The 16,162-nt window shown below is 43.0% G+C and carries 14 protein-coding genes; 7 read left to right on the top strand and 7 right to left on the bottom strand.

The genetic code is table 11. The features are described 5' to 3' along the window. The first annotated feature begins 130 nt into the window (after positions 1-130). From ubiG to WA381_RS08420, 5 genes are all read left to right on the top strand, one after another. Positions 131-835 (top strand): bifunctional 2-polyprenyl-6-hydroxyphenol methylase/3-demethylubiquinol 3-O-methyltransferase UbiG, encoded by a 705-nt coding sequence (gene ubiG, locus WA381_RS08440; RefSeq protein ID WP_014976672.1) that lies wholly within the window; start codon positions 131-133, stop codon positions 833-835. A gap of 549 nt (positions 836-1,384) precedes the next feature. Then, the gene (nrdA, locus tag WA381_RS08435) at positions 1,385-3,706 is read left to right on the top strand and encodes a class 1a ribonucleoside-diphosphate reductase subunit alpha (RefSeq protein ID WP_014949648.1); all 2,322 of its coding nucleotides are present in this window, start codon (positions 1,385-1,387) and stop codon (positions 3,704-3,706) included. A 122-nt stretch (positions 3,707-3,828) separates the two neighbouring features. Next, on the top strand, positions 3,829-4,959 hold the full coding sequence (nrdB, locus tag WA381_RS08430; protein WP_014949649.1) for a class Ia ribonucleoside-diphosphate reductase subunit beta: 1,131 nt from the start codon (positions 3,829-3,831) through the stop codon (positions 4,957-4,959). 12 nt (positions 4,960-4,971) lie between these two features. Further along, on the top strand, positions 4,972-5,244 hold the full coding sequence (gene yfaE / locus WA381_RS08425; protein WP_014949650.1) for a class I ribonucleotide reductase maintenance protein YfaE: 273 nt from the start codon (positions 4,972-4,974) through the stop codon (positions 5,242-5,244). Positions 5,245-5,358: 114 nt separating this feature from the next. After that, on the top strand, positions 5,359-6,096 hold the full coding sequence (locus WA381_RS08420; RefSeq protein ID WP_014949651.1) for an SDR family oxidoreductase: 738 nt from the start codon (positions 5,359-5,361) through the stop codon (positions 6,094-6,096). Positions 6,097-6,185: 89 nt separating this feature from the next. Here the strand turns inward: WA381_RS08420 and WA381_RS08415 are convergent, their stop codons facing one another. Further along, positions 6,186-6,428, bottom strand: coding sequence for a DUF2164 domain-containing protein (locus WA381_RS08415; protein ID WP_156086472.1), 243 nt, complete (start codon positions 6,426-6,428; stop codon positions 6,186-6,188). A 325-nt stretch (positions 6,429-6,753) separates the two neighbouring features. Here WA381_RS08415 and WA381_RS08410 point away from each other — a divergent pair, with 325 nt between their 5' ends. Both WA381_RS08410 and WA381_RS08405 read left to right on the top strand, forming a co-directional pair. Beyond that, positions 6,754-7,065 (top strand): hypothetical protein, encoded by a 312-nt coding sequence (locus WA381_RS08410; protein WP_156086473.1) that lies wholly within the window; start codon positions 6,754-6,756, stop codon positions 7,063-7,065. 330 nt (positions 7,066-7,395) lie between these two features. Further along, on the top strand, positions 7,396-8,493 hold the full coding sequence (locus WA381_RS08405) for an NADH:flavin oxidoreductase (RefSeq protein ID WP_156086474.1): 1,098 nt from the start codon (positions 7,396-7,398) through the stop codon (positions 8,491-8,493). Between the two features lie 37 nt (positions 8,494-8,530). Here the strand turns inward: WA381_RS08405 and WA381_RS08400 are convergent, their stop codons facing one another. The 6 genes from WA381_RS08400 to dapA all read right to left on the bottom strand — a co-directional run bounded on the left by WA381_RS08400 (position 8,531) and on the right by dapA (position 16,066). Beyond that, positions 8,531-10,864 carry a sensor domain-containing phosphodiesterase gene (locus WA381_RS08400; protein ID WP_156086475.1) on the bottom strand — a complete coding sequence of 778 codons (2,334 nt, stop codon included), beginning with the start codon at positions 10,862-10,864 and terminating at the stop codon, positions 8,531-8,533. A 65-nt stretch (positions 10,865-10,929) separates the two neighbouring features. Next, positions 10,930-12,114 (bottom strand): diguanylate cyclase, encoded by a 1,185-nt coding sequence (locus WA381_RS08395; protein WP_014949656.1) that lies wholly within the window; start codon positions 12,112-12,114, stop codon positions 10,930-10,932. A 170-nt stretch (positions 12,115-12,284) separates the two neighbouring features. Next, positions 12,285-13,151, bottom strand: coding sequence for a DMT family transporter (locus WA381_RS08390; RefSeq protein ID WP_156086476.1), 867 nt, complete (start codon positions 13,149-13,151; stop codon positions 12,285-12,287). Positions 13,152-13,339: 188 nt separating this feature from the next. After that, a complete protein-coding gene (gene purC, locus WA381_RS08385) occupies positions 13,340-14,053 on the bottom strand; it encodes a phosphoribosylaminoimidazolesuccinocarboxamide synthase (protein ID WP_014949658.1) in 714 nt (237 codons plus the stop codon). A 12-nt stretch (positions 14,054-14,065) separates the two neighbouring features. Then, a complete protein-coding gene (gene bamC / locus WA381_RS08380) occupies positions 14,066-15,169 on the bottom strand; it encodes an outer membrane protein assembly factor BamC (protein ID WP_014976679.1) in 1,104 nt (367 codons plus the stop codon). Between the two features lie 12 nt (positions 15,170-15,181). Beyond that, positions 15,182-16,066 carry a 4-hydroxy-tetrahydrodipicolinate synthase gene (gene dapA / locus WA381_RS08375; protein WP_014949660.1) on the bottom strand — a complete coding sequence of 295 codons (885 nt, stop codon included), beginning with the start codon at positions 16,064-16,066 and terminating at the stop codon, positions 15,182-15,184. Positions 16,067-16,162: the final 96 nt, after the last annotated feature.

Raw genomic sequence — 16,162 nt, 5'->3', positions numbered from 1 at the left:
CAACTAAAAGGCAAGCGATTATTTTTCGTTCGACCCTTCTTATAATTTGTCTATTTCTGTTTAAAAACAGTGAAACACAACCTCGATTTACGATATCTTAAAAAGAGATAGATTAAGGATTGTTTTACTCATGACGAACGTCGATCAACAAGAAATCAATAAGTTCTCTGAACTCGCTTCACGCTGGTGGGATCCAGAAGGCGAATTTAAGCCATTGCACCTTATTAACCCACTTCGCTTAGACTTCATTAATCAACACAGTGAAGGCCTGTTTGACAAAAAAGTCGTCGATATTGGCTGTGGTGGCGGTATTTTAGCAGAGTCTATGGCGCGTGCAGGCGCGACGGTAACAGGTTTAGATATGGCAGAAGCCTCGTTAGAAGTAGCGAAGCTGCACGGTTTAGAATCAGGTGTAAAAGTTGACTACGTATGTTCAACTGCCGAAGCATTCGCAGAAGCAAATGCGGGACAGTTCGACGTGGTAACCTGTATGGAAATGTTAGAGCATGTACCCGACCCGGCTTCTGTTGTATTGGCCTGTGCTAAGTTGGTTAAGCCTGGTGGCCATGTTTTCTTTTCTACGCTTAACCGAAACCTAAAGTCGTATCTGATGGGGATCGTGGGAGCGGAATATATCCTTAAACTGGTTCCAAAGGGCACCCACGATCACAGTAAGTTCATCAAACCATCTGAACTTATGGCGATGACCGATCATGCTGGTTTGCTGCCTCGAGATATGACAGGTCTACACATGGACCCAATTTCTCAAGGCTTTTATCTCTCTGCGAATAATGTCGACGTTAACTACTTACTATATACAGTAGCGCAAAGTTAATTTAACACTATATATTGGGTTGCGGCGATATTTTAAACACCATATATCGTGTTTATATAAAAACTATTTTCTAAGAATAAATTAATTTTTATGTCGAAGAAATAATTAAAAATGCTTGCAATCCAGATATTTTACGCTTGTAGAACGCTAAAAAGTTAGTTGTTACTAACATAAATTTCATGCCAGATTGAGTGCTTGAAATACCACCAGATATTGGGTTGCATTAAGACTAAAACCTCACTATCTTGTGTTTAATTCAGCACGTGATCCCAATGCAGATTTTCTGGGATCGCACAGATCGCTAACGAGATTATGGCAATGCCATATGCAGTGTGTGACATCAACCTCGCTGAAAATATAAATGCAGTGAAAAAATTAAATGAGCAGTCTCTACTTTGTACTTTCGGTATTGGTTTAGGCCGCTTTCGTGTGTGTTGTTATCTGGCGTGAGCCAATGGTGATAATGTCACTCACACTCAATAAATTAAAAATGAAAATGGGCATAACATAGCCCACGCATCAAGCGCTAACAGACAAACGGCCAGTAACATGAACAACAACTTATTAGTCACCAAACGCAACGGTGAAAAAGAGTCCATCGACTTAGAGAAAATCCACAAAGTCGTGACATGGGCAGCCAAAGGACTTAAAAACGTTTCCGTTTCACAAGTTGAAATCAAGGCACAAATCCAGTTTTATGACGGTATCAATACTAGCGAGATCCATGAAACCCTGATCAAATCAGCGGCAGATCTTATTTCTACCGATGCGCCAGATTATCAATACCTGGCTGCGCGCTTGGCCATTTTCCACCTTCGCAAAAAGGCATATGGTCAATTTGAGCCGCCTGCCCTGCTTGAGCATGTAGGTAAGATGGTTGATATGGGCAAATACGATAAGCACTTGCTTGAAGACTACACGCCTGAAGAATTTGCTGAAATGGACTCGTATATCGACCATTGGCGAGACATGAACTTCAGCTACGCTGCAGTTAAACAGCTTGAAGGTAAATACCTGGTTCAAAACCGAGTTACAGGTGAAATCTACGAAAGTGCACAGTTCCTATATATCTTAGTGGCGGCATGTCTTTTCGCAAATTACGATAAAGCGACGCGTATGGACTACATCCGCCGCTTCTATGATGCCGCTTCAACATTCAAGCTTTCATTGCCTACACCTATCATGGCTGGCGTACGTACGCCTACTCGCCAGTTTAGCTCATGTGTACTTATCGAAACCGGCGATAGCTTAGACTCAATCAATGCAACCGCAAGTGCCATTGTTAAATACGTAAGCCAGCGCGCTGGTATCGGTGTAAACGCAGGCCGTATTCGCGCACTAGGTAGCCCTATTCGCGGCGGTGAAGCATTCCATACGGGTTGTATTCCGTTCTACAAATACTTCCAAACAGCCGTTAAAAGCTGTTCACAAGGTGGTGTTCGTGGTGGCGCTGCTACGCTGTTCTACCCTATCTGGCATATGGAAGTTGAATCACTGTTAGTGCTTAAGAACAACCGTGGTGTTGAAGAAAACCGTGTACGTCACCTAGATTACGGCGTTCAGTTCAACAAACTAATGTACCAGCGCATGATGAAAGACGGCTATATCTCACTATTTAGCCCGTCTGACGTTCCAGGTCTTTACGATGCATTCTTCGCTGACCAAGAGAAGTTTGAAGAGCTATACGTTAAATACGAAAACGACGACAGCATCCGCAAAAAGCAAATTAAAGCCATGGAGCTATTCAGCTTGTTCATGCAAGAGCGTGCAAGCACAGGTCGTATTTATCTACAAAACGTTGACCACTGTAATACGCACAGCCCGTTTAACCCAGAAGTTGCGCCAGTTCGTCAGAGCAACCTGTGCCTTGAAATTGCGCTACCTACTAAGCCGCTTCAGCACGTTAATGATGAGAACGGTGAAATTGCACTATGTACGCTGTCAGCGTTTAACTTAGGTGCGATTAAGTCTCTTGACGAGTTTGAAGAGCTGTCTGATCTTGCTGTACGTGCCCTAGATAACCTGCTTGATTACCAAGACTATCCTGTTCCTGCTGCATATAACGCAACAATGGGACGTCGTACGCTGGGTGTTGGTGTTATCAACTTTGCATACTACCTTGCTAAAAATGGCGTTAAATATTCTGATCACAGCGCGAACGGTCTAGTTCACCGCACGTTCGAAGCAATGCAGTACTATCTACTTAAAGCGTCGAACAATCTTGCTAAAGAAAAAGGTGCGTGTCCTAAGTTTAACGAAACCACCTATTCTCAAGGCATCATGCCAATTGATAGCTACAAGAAAGATCTTGATAGCGTATGTAATGAACCACTTCATTACGACTGGGATGCACTTCGTGAAGAAATCAAAACTCACGGATTGCGTAACTCTACGCTGTCAGCATTAATGCCGTCAGAGACGTCTTCTCAGATTTCTAACGCGACAAACGGCATTGAACCTCCGCGTGGTTTTATCAGCATTAAGTCGAGCAAAGATGGTGTTCTTAAGCAAGTTGTACCTGAGTACGAAACGCTAAGAGACCAATACGAGCTACTTTGGGATATTCCTTCAAACGATGGTTACCTACAACTTGTTGGTATCATGCAGAAGTTTATCGACCAAACTATCTCAGCGAATACCAACTACGATCCAAGCCGTTACGAAGGTAACAAGGTACCAATGAAGCTTCTTCTTAAGGACCTTCTTACTACGTATAAACTGGGTGTTAAAACACTTTACTATCATAACACTCGCGACGGCGCGTCAGACACATCTGCTCTCGATGCTAAAGCGAGCGAGCCTATGCCACGTCAAGAAGAAGTGGTTGTAGAGGAAGATGATGATTGTGCAGGTGGTGCGTGTAAGATTTAGAACACGCCCCCTGTTTAAATGGCAAATGCATAAAAGGAGTTAACTGCATTTGCCATTAACGTTTCGCAGCAAGAACACAAACAATAATACGCGTTAATCATTAAGTTTTTAGTTAGGCCATCATGAAATACACTACGTTTAATCAGCAAAGTACTAATCCATTGATCGAGCCGATGTTTTTCGGTAACCCCGTAAACGTTGCACGCTACGACCAGCAAAAGCATGCCATATTCGAAAAGCTTATTGAGAAGCAAATTAGCTTTTTTTGGCGCCCTGAAGAAGTTGACGTTTCTCGCGACCGTGTTGATTTCCAAAAATTGACCGACCCAGAAAAGCACATCTTTATTTCAAACCTTAAGTACCAAACCCTGTTAGATTCGGTGCAAGGCCGTAGCCCGAACATCGCGTTCTTGCCCATTATTTCACTACCAGAGTTAGAAACTTGGGTTGAAACATGGTCTTTCTTCGAGACTATTCACTCACGTTCGTATACCCATATTTTGAGAAACTTGTTCTCAGACCCAAGCGAAATATTCGAAGATATCGTAGTGAATGACGAAATTAAGCGACGTGCTGCTGATATTTCTAAATATTACGATGATCTCATTTTCGCCACTCAGCTTTGGCAGACACAGGGTGAAGGCGTACATACAGTGAATGGTGTTGCACACACTATCAACATGTATGAGCTTAAGAAGAAGCTTTACCTATGCATGAACTCGGTGAACGCACTGGAAGCAATCCGTTTCTACGTGTCTTTTGCCTGCACATTCGCTTTCGCTGAGCGGAAGCTGATGGAAGGTAATTCTAAGATTATTCGTTTGATTGCCCGTGACGAGAATCTGCACTTATCTTCAACACAGCATATCCTTAATTTGTGGGCTAAGGGTAAAGATGACCCTGAAATGGCGCAAATTGCAGAAGAATGTAAAGAAGAAGCGCGTGCTATCTTCATGAACGCTGTCGAGCAAGAAAAGCAGTGGGCTGACTACTTGTTCCAAAACGGCTCAATGATTGGTTTGAATAAAGAAATTCTTTGCCAGTACGTTGAGTACATTGCGAATCAACGTATGTCTGCTATTGGTCTAGACACCCCGTTCGAGATAAGCAGTAATCCACTTCCATGGATGAATAACTATTTGAATTCAGACAACGTGCAAGTGGCACCTCAAGAGTCTGAAATCAGCTCTTATCTTGTTGGTCAAATCGACTCTGCCGTGAGCGAAGACGACTTTGCTGATTTTGAGCTGTAAAACTACAGCTTAATGAGCAGCAACGATAAATCACTCCGCATCGACGTTGTCGATGTGGGGGCGATTATTTCCCCTTCTGATTCCACTATCTTAAACGCCCTTGAAGCAGCGGACGTTCATATTCACTACCATTGTCGTGAAGGCTTTTGTGGTGCATGCCGCACAAAGCTAATTGAAGGCGAAGTTGAGTACACCACAGATCCCCTCGCCTTCATTGACGACGATGAAATTCTTCCTTGTTGTTGCGTGGCTAAATGCCCGCTAAAAATAAAAGTACCGCTGTAAAATCTTCATTCATCGTTCTCACTATCACACTCACAGTGTTTCTGCGCGTTAGAGTAATCCACTTCAATAGTTTTACGTAGCAACTTAACACTAATCAAACGTAAGGATAATGTTATGAGTGAAGTTTCTGGAAAAGTTGTCATCATTACAGGTGCAAGTAGCGGGCTTGGAGAAGCAACGGCGAAAATGCTTGCGGATAAAGGTGCTAAATTAGTGTTGGGCGCCCGCCGTGAAGACCGTCTTAAAAAACTTGTAGATGAAATTGAATCTTCAGGTGGCCAAGCTACTTATCAAACGGTAGATGTCACGAAAAAGGATGAAGTCAAGGCGCTTGCGAAAGCGGCCATAGATGCCTATGGGCGTATTGACGTGCTCGTCAACAATGCTGGTCTTATGCCACTCGCTCCGCTTGACGAGATGAAAGTTGACGAGTGGGATCAGATGATAGATGTAAACATAAAAGGCGTTATGTATGGAGTAGCAGCTGTATTAGGACAAATGCGAGAGCAAAAAAGCGGGCATATTATCAATCTTTCCTCTGTGGCAGGTCATGTTGTGTTCCCTGGAGCAACGGTTTATTGCGCAACTAAATTCGCTGTTAAAGCAATAAGTGAAGGCATTCGCAGGGAGTCAAATGGTGAAATTCGCTCTACCAACATCTCACCTGGTGCAGTGGCGACAGAACTTACTGACCACATTTCTCACAAAGACTCAAAGCAAATGGCAGATGATATGTATGACGATGCTATCGATGCAGATGCTATTGCACGTGCAGTAACGTTTGCCATAGAGCAGCCTGGCGACGTAGACATAAACGAAATGATCATCAGACCTACCCGTCAGGAACTCTAATACAACTCATTGCTAACGTAATGGTATTGTTTGGCCATCTAACATCTAATAATTAAGCCTGCAAAAGCAGGCTTAATTTATTTCTGAATTTAAAGTACTTTTTCGATGGCATACAATTCTTCATCAATGACCTGTAAGCGAGATGCAACAACGACTCTCGCGTCGTTTACGCCTTTATTATAAAACGATGCGCCCATTTCTTTACTAATGAAGTCGAGAAGAAATTCTCCGTCAAATTGACCAAGTTCCACGCTTAATTCATCATCAAAATATCGTTGCAGTTTAGCGACTAGCGCGTCTTTTTCCTCACGGGTAAATGCAATATCACTCATTGTCATCCTTCATTTGTCACTTATAAAATGTCACGTTCTTTGTTTTAGACTCAACTATCGTTTTTCTTGCTCGTTAGCAATTATAAACGTTTTAACGTTAACACGCCGCACGCCTAATTTTAGATTTTTTAGCATGTAGGCTCAGCCTGGTATGATTTTCGTATACACCTTGTGGGCTTCTCTATTTTTAATTGCTGATTGTCTAAAAACAACTTTTTTAATGCAGAGTCTACATGCCCTTTTGTTCAAAGCACTATCGCAATAGTTTGCGTAGATAATTACATCAAAATGGAGCATCGCTTTCACGTAATTTGCGAGGTTAACAATGAAAGTTCTACCTATTATCGGAATAACAACCGTACTAGCAGCAAATAGTTTACCTGCTTGCGCCAACCCTAACCCTCATAAAGATAAATCACTCCCTCCGGGTATAGAGAAGAAGTATGAACGAACAGGTGAATTACCGCCGGGTTGGGACAAAAAGCTAGCCGTTGGAAATCGTTTAGATCGTGATATTTACAACCATGCCCGCATCATTGTGCCTCTGGGAGAAGACGGGTTAGTAACAGTTCGCATTGAAAACAAAGTGGTACGCCTTATTCAAGCCACAAGGGAAATTGTAGAGATTTTAGATTAAGCCTGCTCATATCTGAAAGAGAGCTTCTGATATGGAGCTCTTAGCTCACTTTTACTTATGGCTTACTATCAACATTTGAAAATTGACTTGCCCTCACTCGACAGTAGTATCTGGATTCAACCATAGTTTTTTAGTTGGGTAGCCATCATGTTATTCCTGCAACACATCACGCAGGATATACTAGAGCCAGTTATTCTTTGTTGTACATCAAGACTCAACAATCCCCAACTTAATGACTTGTTTAACACTTCTATAATAATGGCGGCGTTTCATTTTCTATGATGAAAGTACAAACGGCCCCAATTGCAATAAAGAAATCAGGAACAAAAAATGGCAGCTAACGCACTGTTTAAGCCTTACTCAAAGGGCAACTTATCGTTAACCAACCGAATTGTTATGGCCCCCATGACTCGTCAATTTTCGCCTAACGGCGTACCTACCAACGATGTAGCTGGTTACTATAAACGCCGCGCTCAAGGTGGCACAGGTTTGATTATCACCGAGGGCACTACAGTAAACGATAAAGTCGCTACGATGGATGCAAATATCCCTCAATTCCATGGCGATGAAGCGCTAGCCGGTTGGAAAAATGTGGTAGATGAAGTTCACAGTGTCGGTGGGAAAATTATGCCTCAACTATGGCACGTGGGTATGGCGAGGGTAGCGGAAAAAGCGCCTTATCCTGAACTTCCAAGTGCAGGGCCTTCAGGTTTATTCAAACCAGGAAAACAGGGCGCTGAACCTATGACCGTTGAACACATTGAATCCGTAATTACTGCCTTTGCACAAGCAGCAGCAGATGCCAAAACTATCGGTATGGATGGAATTGAGATTCACGGTGCTCATGGTTATCTAATCGACCAGTTCTTCTGGGAAGGCACAAACCAGCGAGCTGACAGTTGGGGCGGTAACATGGAAAATCGTGGACGATTTGCGGTTGAAATAATTAAAGCCATACGTGATGCAACCGGTCCCGATTTTCCGATCGTACTGCGCTATTCGCAGTGGAAACAACAAGATTACACCGCTCGTTTAGCGCACACGCCCCAAGAACTAGAACAGTTTCTTCTTCCGCTAAGTGAAGCTGGTGTAGATGTTTTTCATTGTTCTCAGCGCCGCTATTGGGAAAACGAATTTGAAGGCAGTGATTTAAACCTTGCAGGCTGGACGAAAAAATTAACTGGCAAGCCCACCATAACGGTAGGTTCAGTTGGGCTAAATGACGACTTCTTCGGCGCATTCAAAGGGCAAGATTCCAGCACTCGCTCAGTCGATGATTTACTTGAACGTATAGACGCTGGCGAATTTGATCTGGTTGCTGTAGGAAGAGCGCTACTGCAAGATCCGAACTGGGCAAACAAAATAAAAGAAAACCGCACCAACGAACTAGAGCAATACTCTGGTAAAGCCTTGGCAACGCTGTCTTAAGCCCGATTAAATTAAGCACTAGCGCGGCAAAGTTGCGCTAGTGCCTCTCCCAAAAGGACTCAAAGTCTGATTTGCTGAGCGGTTTTGCAATGAAATAACCCTGCGCATAATCACAGCCCATGCTTTTTAGAATATCGTATTGTTCTTGTGTCTCGACACCTTCCGCTACTACCTTTATTCCGAGTTTATTCGCCATCACAATAATGGCTTCGCACAGCACCTTATCATTGCTAACGTCAGTCATCGACTTCACAAAGCTCCTGTCAATCTTGATAAAGTCTGTAGGAAAGCGCTTTAAATAAGAAATAGAGCTGTAACCTGTACCAAAATCATCCAACGCGATATCAACGCCTGCTTGCCTAAACTGGAAAAGCTTCTTGGACACCATCTCGTTGGCTTCCATTAATAAGTTTTCCGTGACTTCAAGAAGTATAGAACGCGCAGAGATCTTCTGGTCTAAAAGCAGGTTTAACCATTGAGTTATATTAGATTCTAAATTGAAGTAGTGGCTAGGTGACGTATTAATACTCACCTGCAGCTCTTGACGGTTTTGGGCTTTCCATTGTTTGATATTGGCACAGACTTCATTAAATACCCAATTACTGATATCAATGATGAGTCCAGATTCTTCCGCAAGTGGAATAAATTCATCTGGTGTAATTCTCCCCTTCGTGGGATGCTGCCATCGAAGTAACGCTTCAGCTTTCATCACTTTCTGGCTGCTGAAACATGCAATTGGCTGGTACTCAATAAACAATTCTTTGTTCTTAACTGCATAGCGCAAATCATTCAACAAGGTCATTCTCTTGATTGCTGCAGTTTGCATGTCGTGGGTATAATACTGATAGTTGTTTTTACCGAGATCTTTAGCACCGTACATCGCTTGGTCGGCATTCTTTAACAGGCCTTTGACATCTTTTGCGTCGTCCGGGTATAAGGTGACACCTAGGCTCGCGCTAGTATGCACACGTTCCAGCTCTAAACTATAAGGTTTTACGATCTCGCCAAGTAGCTTTTGTACGACCAGTTCTATAGAACTTAGGCCTTTAATGCCGTTTAGGATAATGACAAATTCGTCACCGCCTAATCGGGAAACGGTGTCATCTGAACGCAAACACTGCTTTATTCTTCTGGCGCACTCAATTAAAAGCTTATCACCTATATCGTGACCAAGCGTGTCATTAATATCTTTGAAATTATCAAGGTCCAAGAATATCACCGCTACCTTATCGCTCTCTCTATCGGCAGCCTTAATGGCTAACTGTAAGTGATCCAACATAAGGTTTCGGTTAGGAAGTCCTGTCAAAGAATCAAAGTTGGCTTGCTTCCATATAAGTTGATTCGCCAGCTCTCTTTCAATAGCGATGCTAGCGATATGCGCGAACTGTTCGATTAAGCGCATTTCGTCCGCTGTCGGTACTGCTCTTTCTCTATGATAAATTGCAAAAGTACCAATAGCGTCACCATTAGCTCCTTGTATTGGCTGTGACCAACAAGAACATACACCAGCGCGCAATGCTAAATCTTTCCAATCGGTCCAAAACGGGTGCGTACTGATATCTTCAACAATGGTCGGTAAGTTCGTCGCGGCTGTATTTCCACATGATCCCCTGCCTACACCAAACTCAACGCCATCGATAGCGTCGTTATAAAAGTCGGGTAAAGAAGGCGCAGCACCCATTTTCAGCTTGCCATCTTCTAATAGCAGGATACTGCAAATTTGATCTGTGTATTCGGCCTCTATAGCATTCACAATGTCGTGGAGTACGGTATGCAATGACTCTGCATTTACCACTTTCTCTAAAATAGCGCTCCTCACACGGGTGATTTTTTGTGTTTGAGCTAGCTTAAATTGGTACTCTTCCAACTGAGTTGAGAGATCATTGAATTCTTGTCGCTGTAGTTCCGACTCTACAAGTTTTGCAAGCTGCTCTAATTGCTGTATTTGAACGCAATTGAATATTTTTGGATTATTATCCGACACACATAGCGTTCCCACCGCAAACCCCTCTATCATCAGCCTAACACCCGCGTAAAAACCAATGTGAGGATGACCAACCACAAAAGGATTGCTTTTGAAGCGAGGGTCCTCTTGAGTATCTGGAACGACTAAGGTTTTGTCCTGCGCTATAGCATGGGCACAAAAGGCGACATCCCATTCTGTTTCAGTCATATCGAGATTAATAGCCGACTTAAACCACTGCCTACTGTCATCGACAAATGTGACCGATGCGAATCTACAATCAAAAATGCTACTCGCTAGTCGAGTAATACGGTCAAAGCGCTCTTCTGGTGGGGTATCGAGCACTCTCAGTTTGTTGAGTGCAGCTAGCCTCTCATGTTCATTTACAATAGTCGGGGGTGTGCGCACAACTCACTCCTAAATCCAACACGGTCGAATTGCGCACATTGTGCAACACGCTTTCAATAGCGAGGTTAAGCCAGTTGGACATTATTTCTGCCGCTCTCTTTGGCTTTATATAATGCGTCATCGGCTTCCGATAGTGCTGACTCAATAGTGTCATGATGTTCTTTTACATAAGATACACCCGCACTAACAGTGATATCAATAAACTTCCCGTTCACATCTAGAGGGTTTTTACTTATTCGATCTCTTAACTTTTCAGCTAACTTGAAGGCGCCTGCGCGGTCGGTATCAGGCAATAAAAGTACGAATTCCTCACCGCCAATGCGCGCTACGCAATCTGCATTACGCGAAGACATTTTTAAAATTTTTGCTACGTGTTTAATCGCTTTATCACCCATGTCGTGGCCGTGAGTGTCGTTGATACGTTTAAAAAAATCGATGTCGATCATCACCACTGACAGCGATCGCTTGTAGCGGTGACTAGCCGCTATTGCTTGTTGGGAAACAATCTGAAATGCCCGTCGATTTAGCAAACCAGATAGGTAATCAAAATTAGCGTCTCGCTGGAGCTTAGTGGCAAAACGACTTACCTTTGCCACCATTGGACGAAATATGAAAAACGCTTCAACTAATATGGTGAGGATAATAATGCCCAACACTACGTTTTGTGCATTTCTAAGGTCGTTTACTTTTTCCAAACTCTCTTTTTCATATTGCCCAACAATGTTGTGTAACGGTGTTAGCAGGTCGCTTTCTGCGAGTTGTAAAAACATCAAACTTCCGTTAGAAAACTGGACAGCGCCAACGTTACCATTTTCTGAAAGTGCGGCCCTTATCTCGCCTTCAAATAACTTTATTTTCTTATCTACATCAGAGGGAGGCATAAAATAGAGGTTATACAGTTCTTCAGAAAGTGGGCTGGGTTGACCTTTTGATAATGCTTCAAAATGTGGTGCTAGCAGAAACTGATGGTTTTGCTTCATTTTCTCAATCGCAGCTATAGAGAGTCTTTTTGATTTTTGAGCGCCAGTTTGCAAGTAATCGACCGCAAACATACTGGCTCTTTGCGAAAGCATGCGTTGCTGACCACTTACGTTAACAATTTTGCCAGTATTGTTCTGCTCTGAAATGACTTCATCTAACATGAAGTGAACAACCAGAGACAGTACCGCAATCACTGAAAGCGAAATAACATAAGTTAGCGTTAACAATCTGCCTGGATTTCTTATCGTTATTGGATCTTCTGCGTTCATAACTGCGTTCCCATTATTTAGTGATCTACTACGTTAGCACTGTTGGAAAATTCAAATATTGCTCTTTAGTCTGGAAATATGCGTTAACGCTCCCCCATTAAACTTTATAGAACTATTTCGCCACGGCGGAAAATAACGCTTTTTCTGTTTTAAACGTAGCGTATAAAACGCTATTTTTTTATAACCAAGTAGATGCCACCCAACGTAGCTATTGAAGCAACCAGGATCTGCATTGTGAGTGGCTCACCAAGCGCTATCCACCCCATCAGCGATGCTATGACAGGCACGCTCAGTTGCACTGTCGCGGCGGTGGTCGATTTGATAAGGGGAAGCGCGCTGTACCAAATAGCGTATCCGCAACCCGATGCAAACACCCCTGATGCAAGCGCGTAATAAACACCCTCGCTATCTAAGACAAAATTATCTGCGCCCACGAAGCAAACCACACCAACCAAAGGAACACAGAAAAACGCGGCATAGACAAAATTACCCGATGTAGATAAAAGGGCTGAGCTACTTTTTTTACCCAAAAGCGAATAGACGCCCCAAGCCATACCCGCCAAAACCATAACCGCGCCAGTTAAAAGAGGCGGTGCTGCCGCGCTAGGCAACAGTAAGATAACAAGGCCTAAAAATGCCAACACAAACCCCAACCACTGCCATTTTTTAAATCGCTCGCCATTGAACAACCCTACGGAAATCATAGTGAGTTGCACGGCACCAAATAATAAAAGTGCCCCCGTACCCGTGGACATTGAGATATAGGCATATGAAAAGCAGATAGCGTAAACGAACAACGAAATGCCACCGAGTACGCTGGCGTTGGTTTTTAGGCCATGAAAAAGGCCTTGAGAAGGCACGCTCTCACTTTTGAAATAAGAAGACAAAAGTAACAGCGCTATCGCCCCGCTCGCTAAGCGTAAAATAGTAAAACTAGCTGGATCTATATCGGTGTTAGCAAGAGCCATGCGGCAAAGTAGCGAATTAGCAGCGAATGCAATCATGGCAATAGCGACCAATACAAAGGTTTTCAACAAACCGAATCTCCCTAGTTTTAAACGCAAAAATGCTTAGCAGTACACTAACTTATCCCGTAATGCATCGAAAAGTAAATGCTTAAACGCAAGAGACAATATTTTACAACGACGTAGACAGGTCAAACTGCCTAAAACGAAAAAGAGGACCGAAAGGTCCTCTTTAAATTAGTTATTACTTGATGAGGGTTTTAAAGCGATAAGCCTAAGCGCTCAGCCACTTCAATATAGGTCTCGACTACAGAGCCCAAACCTTGTCTAAAGCGGTCTTTGTCCATCTTTTTACGGGTTTCTTTATCCCACAAGCGACAGCCATCTGGTGTGAACTCATCACCTAGTACGATATTGCCATCTTTGTCGACACCAAACTCTAGTTTATAGTCTACAAGCAACATACCCGCGTCATCAAAGAGTGCTTTCAAAACACTGTTAACCTTGAAGGTCAATGCTTTCATTTCAGCAATTTGCGCTTCGGTTGCCCAACCAAATGATAAAATATGGTAGTCATTTACCATTGGGTCGTGAAGTGCATCATTCTTTAAGAAAAACTCGAAAATAGGTGGGTTAAGCTCTTTGCCCTCTTCCACACCCAGTCTGCGAACTAAAGAGCCAGCAGACAAGTTTCTCACCACACACTCAACAGGGATCATGTCAAGCTTCTTAACCAAAGACTCAGTGTCAGAAACCAGCGCCTCAACTTGCGTTGCAATGCCTGCTTCTTCAAGCTTTGTCATAATAAAGTGATTAAACTTGTTGTTTACTTCACCTTTGCGTTCTAGCTGTTCAATCTTCTCACCATCAAACGCCGAAGTGTCGTTTCTAAAGTGAAGAATAAGTTTATCGCTATCATCAGTGTAATAAACAGTTTTTGCTTTACCGCGGTAAAGCTCGTCGCGTTTTTCCATTCTCAGTCTCAGTTATATATCAAGGTTATCTTCTGACATGACCTCAGCAAATGCACTGTAAAGGTCGGAAACCTGATTTGCTTCAAACGGTACACTTTCATTATTCATGAAGGTAACTGACGTGCGATCTGCACCCGCTCTTGCAACTTTCAAACGATAGTCACCTTTCTTTAGTAACTCTTTATCGCTTGAGAATAAACCATCCCACCAACTACCTTGATCACCATTGTAAGTGACAAATAATAGGCCGTTTGATTTATCTAAATCTTTAACGTCAAAACCAAGCTTACGCAGTACTAACAGCATTCTTGGCCACGCTACATCATACTTAGCTTCTACGATATACGCCGCATCACCATCGGCATTAAAGCCCATCTCGGTATTGATACCCTGACGGATACGAGCAATTCTTCGTGTCTCTGCTAGCTGAATTTGGTACTCATAGTGACCAACAACTTGGTTCAACACCTCAACTTCTTCGCGACGTTCTTCCATTGAAGAGACTTCTGCAACCACGTCGTTGCCCAATGTTTGCATATAGTCCTTTAATTCAACAGTAAGCGCAGCACTACGGCCGTGAGGTTTAACGTCTAAGCTGAATTCAAAACGTCGACCGATTTCGGTTTCTTCATCTATAAAGCTATACCAAGGACCTTCGACTTCTTTAGTTATCACCATCCAGTCAGTAACCAGCACTTTCTCTTCTGGACTAAAGCTATCTACACCAATACCTTGTTCATCTAAGAAACTTAAAAGCGAGTTCCAAATTGCTTGGCTTAGCGGCTGACTATCGTCAACCTGGTCAAACCAAATGGTTGCTGAACTCTTACCTTCCTCAATGTGAGAACCTGTAACTAACGGTAAAACTAATGCTGGAGAGCGAACCATCAACGACTTGCCCACCAAATTTGAATCGGCCTCTTGACCTAACTCAGGTAATACAAAATCACGAGAAAAAGCAGGTGCATCTAAGTCAGAAGGTACTTTTAGCGATTCTTGTTCTTTAGTTTTTAAGTATTCGTAGCTGCCAGACGCGGTTTTTCTATCTATTTGGCTTGAACAACCTGCAAGTGCAACCATCGCTACTGAACTTGCTATAGCCAGCGTTCTTTTCATCTGTGTTCCTTATTAACCAGAAATCAATGCGTATTTTTTTAGTAGTTCTTCGATACGTTTTTGGCTTGATAGTTCCGGTAAAACCATAGGTAATCGCATAACTGCGCTTTCCATCATGCCCATTTTATACAATGCCCACTTCGGCATTACTGGATTTGGTTCAATAAATAGTTCGCTGTGAAGTAATTTAATGGTTTCATCGATATCGCGACATTTATCAAAATTATTTTCTAGCGCAGCTTCACACATTTGTGCGATTGCTTTAGGCACTATATTAGCCGTTACGGAGATAACGCCATGACCGCCTTCACACATAAACTCGCAGCTTGAACCGTCATCGCCGCTAAGTAAAACAAAGTCATCGGGAACCAAAGGCTGAGTAGCCTTAAGGCGTGCAATATTGCCAGTCGCGTCTTTAAGACCAACGATATTTTTGTGCGTTGCTAATTTAGCCACCGTTTCAGGCAGCATGTCGGCTACGGTGCGGCCTGGTACATTGTAAAGAATAACAGGTAAGTCACTAGCGTCTGCAATTGCATTAAAGTGCGCGACCATACCCGCCTGTTGAGGCTTATTGTAATAAGGTACTACGCTTAGGAAACCGTCTATACCTGTAGAGCCTAATTGCTCTGTAAGAAAAATAGCCTCTGCCGTAGAGTTTGCGCCACTGCCGGCAATAACCGGAATTGCTCCTGATGCCATAGCAACGGTTTCTTTAACCACATTGATGTGTTCATCAAAAGGTAGCGTTGCTGACTCACCAGTAGTTCCAACCGACACTATACCGTGGGTGCCCTGCTCTACATGAAACTTCACAAGTTTCTCTAAAGACTTGTAATCAATATCGCCGTTTTCGAACATCGGCGTGACGAGTGCTACGTAACTACCAGTAAACATAATCTCTCCGAAAAATGTGAGCGCACATGGTAAATATGTCGGTGCTTAAACACAAGTAATAGCGCAAGTAAAATGACAAGAATTTGACAATATCTT

The sequence above is a fragment of the Alteromonas sp. CH_MED4-4 genome (genome assembly GCF_037029575.1).
Lineage (GTDB): Bacteria > Pseudomonadota > Gammaproteobacteria > Enterobacterales > Alteromonadaceae > Alteromonas > Alteromonas macleodii.
The sequence above is the reverse complement of the archived record's forward strand: the minus strand, read 5'-3'. Positions and strand labels throughout refer to the sequence as shown.

What these genes read in the sequence shown, in the direction of transcription:
- nrdB (WP_014949649.1), top strand. Translation starts at nt 3,829, where the DNA reads ATGAAATACACTACGTTTAATCAGCAAAGTACTAATCCATTGATCGAG.
- bamC (WP_014976679.1), bottom strand. Translation starts at nt 15,169, where the DNA reads ATGAAAAGAACGCTGGCTATAGCAAGTTCAGTAGCGATGGTTGCACTT.
- WA381_RS08405 (WP_156086474.1), top strand. Translation starts at nt 7,396, where the DNA reads ATGGCAGCTAACGCACTGTTTAAGCCTTACTCAAAGGGCAACTTATCG.
- yfaE (WP_014949650.1), top strand. Translation starts at nt 4,972, where the DNA reads ATGAGCAGCAACGATAAATCACTCCGCATCGACGTTGTCGATGTGGGG.
- nrdA (WP_014949648.1), top strand. Translation starts at nt 1,385, where the DNA reads ATGAACAACAACTTATTAGTCACCAAACGCAACGGTGAAAAAGAGTCC.
- ubiG (WP_014976672.1), top strand. Translation starts at nt 131, where the DNA reads ATGACGAACGTCGATCAACAAGAAATCAATAAGTTCTCTGAACTCGCT.
- purC (WP_014949658.1), bottom strand. Translation starts at nt 14,053, where the DNA reads ATGGAAAAACGCGACGAGCTTTACCGCGGTAAAGCAAAAACTGTTTAT.
- dapA (WP_014949660.1), bottom strand. Translation starts at nt 16,066, where the DNA reads ATGTTTACTGGTAGTTACGTAGCACTCGTCACGCCGATGTTCGAAAAC.
- WA381_RS08420 (WP_014949651.1), top strand. Translation starts at nt 5,359, where the DNA reads ATGAGTGAAGTTTCTGGAAAAGTTGTCATCATTACAGGTGCAAGTAGC.
- WA381_RS08395 (WP_014949656.1), bottom strand. Translation starts at nt 12,114, where the DNA reads ATGAACGCAGAAGATCCAATAACGATAAGAAATCCAGGCAGATTGTTA.
- WA381_RS08410 (WP_156086473.1), top strand. Translation starts at nt 6,754, where the DNA reads ATGAAAGTTCTACCTATTATCGGAATAACAACCGTACTAGCAGCAAAT.
- WA381_RS08415 (WP_156086472.1), bottom strand. Translation starts at nt 6,428, where the DNA reads ATGAGTGATATTGCATTTACCCGTGAGGAAAAAGACGCGCTAGTCGCT.